This is a genomic window from Saccharothrix algeriensis, from assembly GCF_016907655.1.
GTDB classification, from domain to species: domain Bacteria; phylum Actinomycetota; class Actinomycetes; order Mycobacteriales; family Pseudonocardiaceae; genus Actinosynnema; species Actinosynnema algeriense.
The window spans coordinates 2,780,604-2,793,899 of the sequence record NZ_JAFBCL010000001.1 but is presented as its reverse complement, the minus strand read 5'-3'; the positions used below and the strand labels follow the sequence as shown (position 1 = coordinate 2,793,899).

Sequence of the window (13,296 nt, the reverse complement as noted above, 5' to 3'; positions counted from 1 at the left end):
GTAGGCGCTCATCTCCATCGCGATGAGCAGTGAGCGCTCGTCCCCATCGTGGTGAGCAGTTCCACCGACACCGACAGCCGCGCGCAGCCCCGCCCCCCGAGCCGTGCAAAGCCGGCCGCCCCGGCCGCACGACGGGCTCCGACCCGCGCGCCGGCAACCCCCCGCGCCGACAACCCCGCGCGTGAAGGGGCCCGCGCGTGAAGGGGCCCGCGCCGGTCCGGCGCGGGCCCCTTCACGTCACGAGCGGATCAGCCGCGGTTCGAGCGGACGCCCAGCAGGACGTCCTCCCACGACGGCACGATCGGGTGGTTCTTCTTGCCGCCGCGCTTGGGCGGCTCCTTCTTCGCGGGCGAGGGCTGCTGCGCCGGGGGGCCCGGGGGCTCCTCGGCGATCGGCGCGGACGGCGCCGCGACGGGCTCCGGCTCCGGCGCGGGCTCCGGCGCGACCGGCGGCGCCGGCGGCTCCTCGCGGACAAGGATCTCCGGTTCCGCCTGCTTCTCCAGCGCCAGCGCCTGCCTGGCCAGCTGGGTGACCGGTCGGACGGTGCGCAGCGTCCGGTTGGGGTTCGGGTCCATCAGCTCGACGGCCCCGTCGTCCAGCGCGGTCACCGTGCCGCCCCGCGCGCCGGGGTGGAACGCCCAGTGCGCCCGGTTGTCCGAGCGGCCGGCCGTCCACTGGAGCTGCACGATCCAGCGGCCGTCCTCACCGCGCCACGAGTCCCAGGCGACGTCGGCGTACTCCTGGCCGCGCAGGCCGAAGGAGTGCGCGACGACCTCGCCGAGGGTCTGCACGTCCGGGCCGTCCTCGCGCACCGGGTGGGCGCGCTGGGCCAGCTCGGCCGTGCGGGACCGCTCCAGCAGCACCGGGTAGGCGTACCGCTCCACCCGGCTGGCCGGGATGCCCGCCGCCGCGGCCACCTGCTCCACCGACTCGCCGGCGCGGATGCGCGCCTGGATCTCCCGCGGGCGCATCTGGCTCTCCGCCTCGATCTCGATCTGGCCGAGCCGGGTGAGGTCGCCCCGCGCCGCGGCGCGCAGGCGTTCGTCGGCGGGGAGCACGAAGCGCTCGCCGCGATCCGGGTCTTCGAGGATGACGGATTTGCCGTCGTCGTCGAGCCCGATGACCCGCAGCGCTCGCATCATGGCCTCCCGTATGACTTCACCTCGCCAGGTGCCGACGTTAATCCGGCGTGCCGCCTTGACGGGGGAGGCTCGCCGTGGTCACCGATATCTTCGTGTGATCTTGCCCCATGTCGGCGGCGTCTGCACGCCCGTTACGGGAAGGTTCACCTCCACGACGGCGAGGCCCCCACCGCGCGGGCGGTGGGGGCCTCGCCGTGGTAGGTGCTCAGAGCTTGCCGACGACCCAGTCCACCGCCTTGGTCAGCGTGCTGACGTCGGTGGGCTCGACGGCCGGGAACATGGCGACCCGCAGCTGGTTGCGGCCGAGCTTGCGGTAGGGCTCGACGTCCACGATGCCGTTGGCGCGCAGCACCTTGGCCACCGCGGAGGCGTCCACCGACTCGTCGAAGTCGACGGTGCCGACGACCTGCGACCGGTGCGCCGGGTCGGCCACGTACGGCGAGGTGTAGGAGGTCGCCTCCGCCCACGTGTACAGCCGCGACGCCGAGTCCGCCGTGCGGTCGACCGCCCAGGGCAGGCCGCCGTTGGCCAGCAGCCACTCGATCTGGTCGTTGAGCAGGAACAGCGTGGCCAGCGACGGCGTGTTGTAGGTCTGGTCCTTGGTCGAGTTGTCCAGCGCGGTGGTCAGCGACAGGAACTCCGGCACCCACCGGCCCGACGCGCCGATCTCGGCGACCCGCTCCAGCGCGGCCGGCGACATCAGGGCGATCCACAGGCCGCCGTCGGAGGCGAAGCACTTCTGGGGCGCGAAGTAGTAGACGTCGAAGTCCTCCGCCACCACCGGCAGGCCGCCCGCGCCGGACGTGGCGTCGATCGCGACCAGCGCGCCGTCGGAGCCCTCCGGCCGGGACACCGGCACCGCGACGCCGGTCGAGGTCTCGTTGTGCGCCCAGCCCACCAGGTCGGCGCCCTCGGCGTAGGCGATCTCCGGCGCCGTGCCCGGCTCGGCCTTGACCACGATCGAGTCGCCGAGGAACGGCGCGTCCGAGGTGACCTTCGCGAACTTCGAGGAGAACTCGCCATAGGTGAAGTGCTGCGCGCGCTCGCGGACCAGGCCGAACGCGGCGGCGTCCCAGAACGCCGTGGTGCCGCCGTTGCCGAGGACGACCTCGTAGCCCTCGGGCAGCGAGAACAGGTCCCGCAGACCGGCGCGGACCGAGCCGACCAGGGACTTCACCGGCTTCTGCCGGTGGGAGGTGCCCATCAGGGCGGCGCCCTCGGACGCCAGGGCCGCGAGGGCCTCCGGGCGGACCTTGGACGGGCCGCAGCCGAAGCGGCCGTCGGACGGCAGCAGGTCGTCGGGGAGCACCAGGGTGGACGGGTCGGCGGTCTGGGTCATCGCGAAGCCTCCGGTGACGGGGGAGGGGGACAGCCTGACCGGCGCCGTTGCCGGGGGCACCAGTGTTGCAGCCGGGTGGCGCAGCGGTGACGGCCGGGTGTCGCTGCTCACGTCCGCCCTGGTCCGGGCGGACGTGACCTGGCCCTCCGGGCGCGCCGGGCGGGGTCGCCGCGGGCGCGCCGGCCGCGGTCGGGCGAGGCGGGGCGGGAAGTCGCCCCGCCGGCGGTGCGGGATGCCGTCGCGCGGCGGTGCGGAGGTCCGCCGCGCTCGCCGGGCGGGGTCGCGGGGTCGCGGGGTCGCGGGGTCACCGAGCCGCGGGGTGCCGCGGTCCGGCGGCGCGGGCGGTGGCCCGGCGGTGCGGCCCGGCGGTGCGGCCCGGCAGTGCGGTCTGCGGGGGCGGGTCGGCGGCGCGGTCGGCGGTGCGGCCCGGCGGTGCGGTCTGCGGTGCGGGGCGGCGGGGCGCACCGCGGTCGTCCGCCGGGCGCGCCGGTGCGGGGGAGCGCCGGTCAGGCGATCTCCGCCCAGCCCTCCACCTCCGACGGCACGCGCGGGCCGGGGCCCACGTAGGTCGCCGACGGCCGCACGAGCCGGCCGGTGCGCTTCTGCTCCAGGATGTGCGCCGACCACCCGGCCGTCCGGGCGCAGGTGAACATCGCGGGCATCATGTGCGGCGGGACCTGGGCGAAGTCCAGGACCACCGCGGCCCAGAACTCGACGTTGGTCTCGATGGCCCGGTCCGGCCGGCGCTCGCGGAGGGTCTCCAGCGCCGCGGTCTCCAGCGCCGCCGCCACCTCGTAGCGGGCCGCGCCCAGCTCGCGGCAGGTGCGCCGCAGCACCCGCGCCCGCGGGTCCTCCGCCCGGTACACGCGGTGGCCGAAGCCCATCAGGCGCTCGCCCCGGTCGAGGATGCCCTTCACCACGGCGTGCGCGTCGCCGGTCCGCTCGACCTCCTCGATCATCGGCAGCACCCGCGCCGGCGCGCCGCCGTGCAGCGGGCCGGACATGGCGCCGATCGCGCCCGACAGCGACGCCGCGACGTCCGCGCCGGTCGACGCGATCACGCGCGCGGTGAACGTCGAGGCGTTGAGCCCGTGCTCGGCGGCCGACACCCAGTACGCGTCCAGCGCCTTCACGTGCGCCGGGTCGGGCTCGCCGCGCCAGCGGGTGAGGAAGCGCTCGGTGATGGTGCGGCACTGGTCGATCCGCCGCTGCGGCACGGCGGGCCGCCCGATGCCGCGGGCGGACTGCGCCGCGTACGACAGCGCCATCACCGACGCCCGCGCGAGCTGCGCGCGGGCCTCCTCGTCGGTGATGTCCAGCAGCGGCTGGTAGTCCCAGATCGGCGCGACCATGGCGAGCGCGGCCTGCACGTCCACCCGCACGTCGCCGGTGTGCACCGGGATGGGGAACGGCTCGGCGGGCGGCAGGCCCTGCCCGAAGCGGCCGTCCACCAGCAGCGCCCACACGTCGCCGAAGGTGACCTTGCCGGCCAGGTCCTCGATGTCCACCCCGCGGTAGCGCAGCGCGCCACCGTCGCGATCGGGCTCCGCGATCTCGGTGCGGAAGGCGACCACGCCCTCCAACCCCGGCCGGAACCCGTCCTGCTCGGTCTGCTGCACCACGCTGTGCGCTCCTCGTCCGCGAGAGTCAGAAGTGGGGAAAACCTTGCTCCCCCGCAGACCCGGCCGCAACGACGTGAATCCGTGGCGTCGGTCACGATCCAGGAACCGATTCAGCAGGGGCGGCTCCCGCGCCCGGCGGCGAGGTCGCCCCGCGCCGCCGCGCCCCGCGGCGCCGGCCCCGTGGTGGCGGCCGGCGCCCGGCGCGGGCTCAGCCGCGCAGGCCGGTGACGGTCAGCTGGTCGCCGAACGGGCTGACGTCGCCCGCGCAGCCGTGCTGGTCGCTCATCGGCAGGTACAGCGGCGTGGTCTCATCCGGCGGGAACACCTTGATCCCCCACACGGGAGTCTTGCGGCACAGGTCCGGGTCGAAGTTGTCGACCCGGGCGAACCCCACGTCGGAGACGGCCGTCGCCCCGTGCGGCAGGGTGAGCAGCGACCCCCGGTCGCCGCTCCGCACCGCCGCCGCGCCGACCTGCTCCCCGCCCGGGTCCACGTAGGACACACCCGGGTGGCCGCGCAGGGCGCACGGGGCGATGCCCCGGTTGGTGAGCAGCACTTCGCGGTACACCGTCCCCGCCGCCCCTTCGACGCGCCCGAACGCGACGCCCAGGTCGACCGACCGGCACGTGCCCGCCTGCGGCCGGGCGGCGTGGTCGCCGACCGGGTGCGCGACCGCGGCCCCGCCGGTGAACAGCGTTGCCGCGACGACCGCGGCAACGGTGAAAAATCTCCTCATCACGATCTCCCCCGGGATTCACGAGCCGAATTCCCGCCCCGCGGTGTGACGCCTGCCACCGGGCGGCACCCGATGAACCCACAGATTCGGCCCGGCGCGCAAGGGGGCCGGAATTGACCGCGCGCGCCGGGCCGCGCCGAAATAAACGGAACCCGGTGGTGTCGCGGCGCCGGGCGCATTTCCCGCATTCCGGCGCGAGCGGCGGCCCGTGAACGGGATCTGTGAACGGGAGCCGTGGGCGGGCCCTGTGCGCGGGCGCTGCCGGCGGGGGCCGGTTCCGGGGCGCGTGGTGCGGCGGATGCGGTGCGGAGAGGGGTGGACCAGGCCCGTTCACACGTCCGGTCGTCCCCCGTTGCGCTGGCAGGGGGCGTGACCCAGGGCACCACCTCGGCGCCCCGCGCGGTGACAGCGGAGCGCGTTCCCGACCGCACGCGGCGAAACCGCCCCGGATCGAGTGACCATCTGACTCGATCACGTGCTCGATTCCGAATAGGAGGTCGCACCGTCCGTCACGGGTCGGGTGGTGCTCATCACCGCGCAGGCGGTTTCGCGCGCGCCCGGAAACCCGTACGGTCGCGGGATCGTTGGGTGCCACAAGGGCCGTGCCTGGTAAAACCTGTTCAGGAGGTCGGGATGTCGGAGACGACGAACATCGCGTTGCCGTCGATGCGCGTGTCTTACGAACACGGTTCGCTGACGGAAGGCGATCTCGCCGCCACCTGGCACGAGCAGCTGCAGCTGTGGCTGGACCAGGCCACCGGCGCGGGCCTGCCCGAGCCCAACGCGATGGTGCTGGCGACCTCGGACACCGAGGGCCGGCCGTCGTCCCGGACGGTCCTGGCGAAGGGCCTGGACGCGCGCGGGCTCGTGTTCTTCACCAACTACACCTCCGCCAAGAGCCACGACCTGATGGCCACCCGGTACGCGTCCGCGACGTTCCCGTGGTTCGCGATGCAGCGCCAGGCGCACGTGCGCGGCACGGTGGAGAAGGTCGGCGCGGAGGAGACCGCCCGCTACTGGGCGAGCCGGCCGCGCGGCTCGCAGATCGGCGCGTGGGCGTCGCCGCAGTCCCGGGTGGTGACCGGTCGGCCCACCCTGGAGAGCGCGTTGAACAAGATCGAGCGCCAGTTCGCCGACGCCGACGCGGTCCCGGTGCCGCCGCACTGGGGCGGCTGGCGCATCCGGCCCGAGGAGGTCGAGTTCTGGCAGGGCCGCCGCGACCGGATGCACGACCGCCTGCGCTTCCGCCTCGGCCGCGACGGCTGGGAGCTCCAGCGCATCGCCCCCTGACCCGAGCCCCCGGCCCCGGGTCCTCCTGCCCTCGGGTCCTCCTGCCCTCAGGTCCTCCTGCCCCCGGGTCCCTCCGACCCGAGGCGCTCGACGGGGACCGGGTTCCCCCGGTCCCCGTCCGCACCGCCGCGCCCCCGTGCGCCGGGGTGACCGGAGCGGTGCGCCGTGTCCCACGTCTCGGTTAACCGGTTGTTAGTTGTCGTACGCTAACCAGAGTGAGGAGCTTGCTCGGCAAGGTCGCGATCGACACCCGCCCGCTGAAGGTGCCGGCGTACCGGAGGCTCTGGTACTCGACCGTCGTGACCGCCGTCGGCAGCCAGCTGACCGCCGTCGCGGTGCCCAAGCAGGTGTACGACATGACCGGCTCGTCCGGCTGGGTCGGGGTCGCGGCGGGCGTCGCGCTCGTGCCCCTGCTGGTGTTCGGGCTGTGGGGCGGCGCCGTCGCCGACCTGGTGGACCGGCGCAAGCTGCTGGTGTGGACCAACACCGGCATCGCGGCGACCTCCGTGCTGCTGTGGTTGCAGGCCGCGTTCGAGGTGCGGTCGGTGTGGGTCGTCATCGCGCTGCTGGGCCTGCAACAGGTGTTCTTCGCGGCCAACGCGCCCGCCCGCTCGGCGTCGATCGCCCGGCTGGTGCCGGCGGACCAGCTCCCGGCCGCCGCCGCGCTGGGCTCCACGGTGATGACCTTCGGCGGGGTGTTCGGCCCGATGCTGGCCGGCGCGCTGATGCCGGTGGTCGGCGTGTCGACGCTCTACCTGGTGGACGCGGTCGCGCTGACGCTGACCATCCGGGCGGTGTGGAAGCTGCCGCCGATGCCGCCGCTGGACGGGGTGTCCCGCCGGCCCGCGCTGCGCGACGTGCTGGACGGGTTCCGGTACCTGGCGCTGCAGAAGGTCCTGCTCGCCTCCTTCCTGCTCGACGTCATCGCGATGGTGTTCGGGATGCCGCGCGCGCTGTTCCCGGAGATGGCCGAGGAGACGTTCGGCGACCCGGCGGGCGGCGGCTTGGCGCTCGGGTGGCTGTTCGCGGCGATCCCGCTGGGCGCGATGCTGTGCGGCCTGGTGTCGGGCTGGACGTCGCGGGTGCCCCGGCACGGTGTCGGCGTGGTGCTGTCGGTCGTCGCGTGGGGGCTGGCGATGATCGGTTTCGGCCTGTCCCACGCGCTGTGGCTCGCGGTGGTGTTCCTCGCGATCGGCGGTGCGGCGGACATGATCAGCATGGTGTTCCGCAGCGCGATCCTCCAGTCCGCCGCCACCGACGAGATGCGCGGCCGGATGCAGGGCGTGTTCGTCGTGGTGGTCGCGGGCGGCCCGCGGTTGGCGGACCTGCTGCACGGCACGACCGGCGCGGCCATCGGGGCCGGCCCCGCCACCGCCTGGGGCGGCCTCGCGGTGGTCGTGGCGACGGCGCTCGCGGTGGTCGCGATCCCGTCGTTCTGGCGCTACCGCTTCACTTCCGCCCCGGTCGAGGCGCCCGCTCCCGGCACCCGGCCGGCGGACTGACGGCCGGTCCGGCGCGCGTCAGGGCGCGGTGGGCACCACCTTCCCGGCCCCGATCCGCCGCATCCGCTCGACGCCCCACTCGCCCAGCGCGTCCAGGGCCCGGTTGAGCGACCGGCCGTGCTCGGTCAGCGAGTACTCCACCCTGGGCGGCACCTCCCGGTAGACCTCGCGGTGCACCAGCCCGTCCTCCTCCATCTCCCGCAGGTGCTGGATCAGCATCTTCTCGCTCACGCCGGGCAGGCCGCGGCGCAGCTCGGCGAACCGGCGGACGCCGTGCTCCTGCAGCTCCCACAGGATCAGCGACTTCCACTTGCCGGAGACCACGTCCATCGCTGCGTCGATGCCGCAGAAGTAGGGGCCGCGTCGCGCCTTCGTCGCCATCCGCCCTCCTCGAACCCGCTTACCAAAAGGTAAGTAGTGCACTAATTAGTCGGTACTGGTCGACCTTACCGGCGTGGGTGATGATCGACGCACCAGTCGAGCGGAGGGGTGGGGATCATGAGTGGCGGCAACGGTGTCCGGGTGAGCGTCCTCGGGTTGGGCGCGATGGGGACGGCCCTCGCGACCGCCCTGGTGGAGGCCGGGCACACCACCGCGGTGTGGAACCGGACGGCGGGCAGGGCCGAGGGCCTGGTCGCCCTGGGCGCGACCGCCGTCGGCACGGCGGGGGAGGCGGTCGCGGCCGGCGACGTGGTGGTCGCGTGCCTGCTCGACGCGGCCTCGGTGCACGAGGTGCTGGACCCGGTGGTGGACCGGCTCGCCGGCCGGGTGCTGGTCAACGTCACGACCACCTCCCCGGAGCAGTCCCGGGAGATCGCCGCCTGGGCGGCCGGGCACGGCGTGGCACACCTCGACGGCGGCATCATGGCCGTGCCGTCGATGATCGGCGAGCCCGGGTCGTCGGTCCTCTACAGCGGGTCGGCGGCGGTGTTCGAGCAGCACCGGCCCCTGCTGGACCTGTGGGGCGAGAGCGCCTACCTGGGCGAGGACGCCGGCGTCGCGTCGCTGTACGACCTGGCCCTGCTGTCCGCCATGTACGTCATGTTCGCCGGTTTCGCGCACGGCGCGGCCATGGTCGCCGGGGCCGGGGTGACGGCCGGCGAGTTCGCCGGGCGGGCCGCGTCCTGGCTGACCGCCATGACCGGTGAGCTGGCCGGGTTCGCCGAGGTCATCGACGGCGGGGACTACACCGTCGCGGGGCAGCAGAGCCTGGAGTTCTCCGACCTGCGCGACATCATCGACGCCGGCGCGGCCCAGGGCATCAGCACCGAGGTGGTCGACGCGGTGCAGACCCTCATCCGCCGCCAGGTCGACGCGGGGCACGGCAAGGAGGGCTTCGCCCGCATCATCGAGAGCATCAAGCACCCGCGGTGAGGTCCTGCCGGCGGTGCTGTCGGAGGAACCGCTCCCAGGAGTCGGCGGACAGGCTGATCACCGGTTGGGGGTTCTTGGAGTCCCGTGCCGCCACTCGGTCGGCGTGGTGCGCCACCTCGACGCAGTTGGCGGTGCTCGCACTGCGGGAACTCTTGCGCCACAAGGTCATGCCGCCATGGTGTCACGCCAGGCGCTGCAAGAACTCCGCCGTCTCGCCGACGTCGTAGGCCAGGATCGAGGGCGTCAAGCATCTGGGGTGAGGTGCTGCTAGCGGTGCTGCTGGAGGAACCGTTCCCAGGAGTTGGTGGGCAGGTTGATCACCGGTTGGGGGTTCTTGGAGTCCCGTGCCGCCACTCGGTCGGCGTGGTGCGCCACCTCGACGCAGTTGGCGGAACTGGCACTGCGGGAACTCTTGCGCCACAAGGTCATGCCGCCATGGTGTCACGCCAAGTGCTGCAAGAACCCGCCGTCTCGCGACGTCGTGGGCCAGGATCGAGGGCGTCAAGCATCTGGGGTGAGGTGCTGCTAGCGGTGCTGCTGGAGGAACCGTTCCCAGGAGTTGGTGGGTAGGCTGATCACCGGTTGGGGGTTCTTGGAGTCCCGTGCCGCCACTCGGTCGGCGTGGTGCGCCACCTCCACGCAGTTGGCGGTGCTGTTGCTGCGGGAACTCTTGCGCCACAAGGTCATGCGCCCATGGTGTCACGCGAGGCTGCGCAGCAACTCCGCCGTCTCCTCGACGGTGTACGCCAGTCCCACCAGCGTGGACCAGGTCTTCTCGAACACCTCGATCTGATCGTCGTCGTCGAGGAAGAGGCTCGCGACCTTGTTCTCGAGCAGGACCAGGCTCGGGTCGTCATCGTATTCGAGGATCACGAAGGGGCCGTTCAGGCCAGGGTGCAAGGCCGCAGTGGTCGGCAGCACCTGGACCGTGATGTTGGGCAGTTGCGCGGCATCCGCGAGGTGCCGCATCTGACGGGCGTTGGTCCCGGGAGCGCCGAAGGGCCGATCGAGCACACCTTGTTCGATGACCGCGTGCAACCTCACCGGCCTGCTGCGGGTGAGCAAGCCCTGTCGAACGCGTCGGCTCGCCACCAGCGCGTCGACTTCCTCCTCGGAAAGGGCGTGCCCGGTGGCGCGGATGAGTGCTCGGGCGTACTCCGCGGTCTGGAGCAGGCCGGGGATCACCAGCGGCTCGTAGTTGAGGAGGGTGCTCGCCTCGTCCTCGAAGTCGGTCCAGGCTTGCCAGTCCTCCGGCAGGTGGGCGTTGTTCATGCGCAGCAGACCGCGCTGTTCGGCGTGCCGTGCGAGATCGAGCAGGTAGACCCGCTCCTTCTTGGTCACGCCGTAGAAATCGAGCAGCTTTTCGAGGTCGTCCATGTAGATGCCGATCTCGGAGGTCTCGATGCGGCTGATCTTGCTGCCGGACATGCCCACCGCCTCACCGGTGGCATCGGTGCTCAACCCCGTGGCGCTGCGGAGCTTCCGGAGGATGTGGGCGAGTCGTCGGGAGCGGACGGAGCGTCCGGCGCGGCGTGCCATGGGAGCGACGTTAGAACTAATGCAGGTGAGCAGGCTAGGGTGTTCACTCTATCGTGGCATTGCTGCAAATTTTGAAGCGCTGCAATCTATTCGCATGACCCAAGAACAGATCAACGAGCAGAAGCGCGACTGGGTGCTGCGGTGCGAGGGCGCCGCCGGCAAGGTGTTCGAGCTGGGGGTGAGCCTGGGGACGGTGGAGGTCCACCTGCCGGTCGACGTCGACTGCATCCGGCTCGAACCGGGGCAGGCCGTCGCCTTCCGGGCGGCCTTGGACGAGGCCGTCGAACGGGCCGAGGCGGACCTCCGCGAGGGGTGCGGGGCGGGCTGAACGCCGGGGCTCGCCGAAGTCGCGCGTGCTCCGCTGTTTGAAAGCGGTGTGATCGGGCACACCCCACCGGCATGGCGGAGGCGACGAGCGCACCGGCGCAACCGGAGCTGAAGAGGGCCATCGGCCCCAAGTTGCTGCTGTTCTTCGTGGTCGGTGACATCCTCGGCACCGGCATCTACGCGTTGACGGGCAACGTCGCGGGCAAGGTCGGCGGCGCGCTCTGGCTGCCGTTCCTGATCGCGTTCCTGGTCGCGTTCCTGACCGCGTTCAGCTACCTCGAACTGGTCGGCAAGTACCCGCGCGCGGCCGGCGCGGCGCTCTACGCCAACCGGGCGTTCAAGGTCCAGTTCCTCACCTTCATGGTGGCGTTCGCGGTGATGAGCTCGGGCATCACCTCGGCCTCGTCGGCCGCGCTCGCGTTCGGCCGCGCCTACCTCCAGGCGCTCGTGGACGAGTTCCTCTCCGACGCGTTCACGGTGTCGGCGACGCTGGTCGCGGTGCTGTTCATCGCCGGGCTCGCGGTCGTGAACTTCCGGGGCGTGTCGGAGTCGGTCAAGGCCAACGTCGTCCTGACCTGCATCGAGCTGTCCGGGCTGGTGATCGTGATCGCGATCGGGGTCTACGCCGTCGTGAGCGGGGACGGCGACGCGGGCCGGCTGACGCAGGTCGACCCCGCGCCCGGCCAGTCGGCCCTGGTCGCGGTCACCTCGGCCACCGCGCTGGCGTTCTTCGCGATGGTCGGGTTCGAGGACTCCGTCAACATGGCGGAGGAGTGCCGCGACCCGGTGCGGATCTTCCCGCGCGCCGTGCTGTGGGGCATGGGCATCGCGGCGCTGGTCTACGTCCTGGTGGCGGTCACGTCCTCGCTGCTGATCCCGGCCGACGAGCTGGCCGGCGCGGGCAGCTCCGCCCTGCTGCGGGTGGTGCAGGTCGGCGCGCCCGGCTTCCCGCTGTGGGTGTTCTCGCTGATCGGCCTGTTCGCGGTCATCAACTCGGCCCTGATCAACATGCTGATGGCGAGCCGGCTGGTCTACGGGATGTCGCGCGAGCGCATCATCCCGAAGGTGTTCGGGGCCGTGCACCCGTTCCGGCGGACGCCGTGGACCGCGATCGTCTTCACCAGCGGTGTCGCGATCGTCCTGGTGTCCACCACCGACATCGCCAAGCTCGGCGGCACGACCGCGCTGCTGCTGCTGGTGGTGTTCACCATCGTCAACGTCGCGGTCCTGGTGCTGCGCAAGGACCCGGTGGGGCACCGGCACTTCCGGGCGCCCACCTGGGTGCCGGTGCTCGGCGCGCTCACCTGCGCCTACCTGGCCAGCCCGCTGTCCGGGCGGCCGGCCGAGGACTACGTGATCGCGCTCTACCTGCTCGGCGCCGGGCTCGTGCTGTGGCTGATCAACCGGGTCGCCCACGGCAAGGTCGAGTTCGACGCGGAGAAGCTCGCCAAGTAGGGCTACCCGGCGGCCCGGATCCGGTGGCGGCGCAGCTCCGCCGCGTCGTGCGCGCTGAAGACGTCGACGCGGTCGCCGTGGTCCCGCACCAGCTCGCGCAACCGGTCCTGGTTGGACAGTCGCAGCTCGCGCACGGTGTCCATGCGGCCCTGCAGGAACTTCAGCCCTGGCGGGCAGTGCGGCGGCGCGGCCATCTCCCCGTGGTGGAAGTAGGAGTCGCCGGCGTGCAGCAGCCAGCCGTCCCCGGTGTCGACGGCGACGCCGGTGTGGCCGCGCGTGTGGCCGATGAGCGGCACCAGCAGGACGTCCGGCCGGAACTCGCGGACGCCGGCGAAGCCGAACCACCGCTCGCCCGTCGGTTCGTGGGTGACCCACTTCGGGCCGTGCGCCCACTGCCGGTCCGGGTAGCGGATGCGCTCGTTGGCGGACTTGCCCGGACGCAGGGCGTCCGCCAGTTCCTCGGCCAGGACGTGCACCTCGGCGTGCGGGAAGTCGCGCAGGCCGCCGCCGTGGTCCAGGTCGAGGTGGGTCAGCACGACGTGCCGCACGTCCTGCGCGCGGTGCCCCAGGGCCTCGACCTGGCGGACCGCCGTCTCGGCCTCGTCCAGGACCGGGCGGCACAGCAGCCGCCAGGGCTTGGCGAGGGTGCGCCCGGGGTGGCGCACGTCGGCCAGGCCCAGCCCGCTGTCGACCAGCACCAGGCCGTCGTCGGTCTCCAGCAGCAGGCAGTGGCAGACCATCGTCGCGGCGCCGAGCAGCGGGCCCGAGCCGTCGAGCAGCCGGCCGCCGAACGGGCGCATGGTGCCGCAGTTGAGGTGGTGGACCTTCATCCGGTGGGCCTTCCGAGCGGGGCGCCGGGGCGCGCGCCGGCGGCGTGGGGCGGGGGCGGGTCGCGACGCGCGCGGGCCGGCCGCCACTGTACCGACCGGACCGCCCGCGCAGGGCCTGCTCGCACCGGGTCCGCCCGCAT

Annotated in this window: 15 protein-coding genes; 5 read left to right on the top strand and 10 right to left on the bottom strand. The window is 73.0% G+C overall.

What is annotated here, in order from left to right; genetic code table 11:
• Nucleotides 1-248 precede the first annotated feature (248 nt).
• The 4 genes from sepH to JOE68_RS12550 form a co-directional block, all read right to left on the bottom strand.
• Nucleotides 249-1,139, bottom strand: a complete 891-nt coding sequence (sepH, locus tag JOE68_RS12565; RefSeq protein ID WP_204842540.1) for a septation protein SepH — start codon at nucleotides 1,137-1,139, stop codon at nucleotides 249-251.
• A gap of 208 nt (nucleotides 1,140-1,347) precedes the next feature.
• The gene (gene serC / locus JOE68_RS12560; protein WP_204842539.1) at nucleotides 1,348-2,481 is read right to left on the bottom strand and encodes a phosphoserine transaminase; all 1,134 of its coding nucleotides are present in this window, start codon (nucleotides 2,479-2,481) and stop codon (nucleotides 1,348-1,350) included.
• Nucleotides 2,482-2,987: 506 nt separating this feature from the next.
• Complete coding sequence (locus JOE68_RS12555; RefSeq protein WP_204842538.1) at nucleotides 2,988-4,103, bottom strand: citrate synthase 2; 1,116 nt, start codon at nucleotides 4,101-4,103, stop codon at nucleotides 2,988-2,990.
• A gap of 208 nt (nucleotides 4,104-4,311) precedes the next feature.
• Complete coding sequence (locus tag JOE68_RS12550; RefSeq protein WP_204842537.1) at nucleotides 4,312-4,839, bottom strand: DUF4232 domain-containing protein; 528 nt, start codon at nucleotides 4,837-4,839, stop codon at nucleotides 4,312-4,314.
• Nucleotides 4,840-5,472: 633 nt separating this feature from the next.
• Here JOE68_RS12550 and pdxH point away from each other — a divergent pair.
• Together pdxH and JOE68_RS12540 are read left to right on the top strand one after the other, a co-directional pair.
• Entirely contained in the window at nucleotides 5,473-6,129 is a 657-nt protein-coding gene (pdxH, locus tag JOE68_RS12545) for a pyridoxamine 5'-phosphate oxidase (protein ID WP_204842536.1), read from the top strand.
• A 215-nt stretch (nucleotides 6,130-6,344) separates the two neighbouring features.
• Nucleotides 6,345-7,631, top strand: coding sequence for an MFS transporter (locus JOE68_RS12540; RefSeq protein ID WP_204842535.1), 1,287 nt, complete (start codon nucleotides 6,345-6,347; stop codon nucleotides 7,629-7,631).
• An 18-nt stretch (nucleotides 7,632-7,649) separates the two neighbouring features.
• Here JOE68_RS12540 and JOE68_RS12535 read toward each other — a convergent pair whose 3' ends face one another.
• Nucleotides 7,650-8,012 (bottom strand): winged helix-turn-helix transcriptional regulator, encoded by a 363-nt coding sequence (locus JOE68_RS12535; protein ID WP_204842534.1) that lies wholly within the window; start codon nucleotides 8,010-8,012, stop codon nucleotides 7,650-7,652.
• 117 nt (nucleotides 8,013-8,129) lie between these two features.
• Between JOE68_RS12535 and JOE68_RS12530 the strand changes: the two genes are divergently transcribed.
• Nucleotides 8,130-9,005: an NAD(P)-dependent oxidoreductase gene (locus JOE68_RS12530; protein WP_204842533.1), complete on the top strand. Its 876-nt coding sequence runs from the start codon at nucleotides 8,130-8,132 to the stop codon at nucleotides 9,003-9,005.
• Here JOE68_RS12530 and JOE68_RS12525 read toward each other — a convergent pair.
• The 4 genes from JOE68_RS12525 to JOE68_RS12510 form a co-directional block, all read right to left on the bottom strand.
• Nucleotides 8,989-9,174, bottom strand: coding sequence for a DUF397 domain-containing protein (locus JOE68_RS12525; RefSeq protein ID WP_204842532.1), 186 nt, complete (start codon nucleotides 9,172-9,174; stop codon nucleotides 8,989-8,991). The genes JOE68_RS12530 and JOE68_RS12525 overlap by 17 nt on opposite strands.
• Nucleotides 9,175-9,272: 98 nt before the next feature.
• Nucleotides 9,273-9,434 (bottom strand): DUF397 domain-containing protein, encoded by a 162-nt coding sequence (locus tag JOE68_RS12520; protein ID WP_204842531.1) that lies wholly within the window; start codon nucleotides 9,432-9,434, stop codon nucleotides 9,273-9,275.
• 96 nt (nucleotides 9,435-9,530) lie between these two features.
• On the bottom strand, nucleotides 9,531-9,692 hold the full coding sequence (locus JOE68_RS12515) for a DUF397 domain-containing protein (RefSeq protein WP_204842530.1): 162 nt from the start codon (nucleotides 9,690-9,692) through the stop codon (nucleotides 9,531-9,533).
• Nucleotides 9,693-9,704: 12 nt separating this feature from the next.
• Complete coding sequence (locus JOE68_RS12510; protein ID WP_204842529.1) at nucleotides 9,705-10,544, bottom strand: helix-turn-helix domain-containing protein; 840 nt, start codon at nucleotides 10,542-10,544, stop codon at nucleotides 9,705-9,707.
• A gap of 94 nt (nucleotides 10,545-10,638) precedes the next feature.
• On the opposite strand from JOE68_RS12510, the gene JOE68_RS12505 reads away from it, so the two are divergent.
• Together JOE68_RS12505 and JOE68_RS12500 are read left to right on the top strand one after the other, a co-directional pair.
• A complete protein-coding gene (locus tag JOE68_RS12505; protein ID WP_204842528.1) occupies nucleotides 10,639-10,872 on the top strand; it encodes a hypothetical protein in 234 nt (77 codons plus the stop codon).
• Nucleotides 10,873-10,943: 71 nt separating this feature from the next.
• Nucleotides 10,944-12,326, top strand: a complete 1,383-nt coding sequence (locus JOE68_RS12500) for an APC family permease (RefSeq protein WP_204842527.1) — start codon at nucleotides 10,944-10,946, stop codon at nucleotides 12,324-12,326.
• A gap of 2 nt (nucleotides 12,327-12,328) precedes the next feature.
• On the opposite strand, the gene JOE68_RS12495 is transcribed toward JOE68_RS12500, so the two are convergent.
• Nucleotides 12,329-13,156 (bottom strand): MBL fold metallo-hydrolase, encoded by an 828-nt coding sequence (locus JOE68_RS12495; protein WP_204842526.1) that lies wholly within the window; start codon nucleotides 13,154-13,156, stop codon nucleotides 12,329-12,331.
• Between the last annotated feature and the right edge of the window lie 140 nt (nucleotides 13,157-13,296).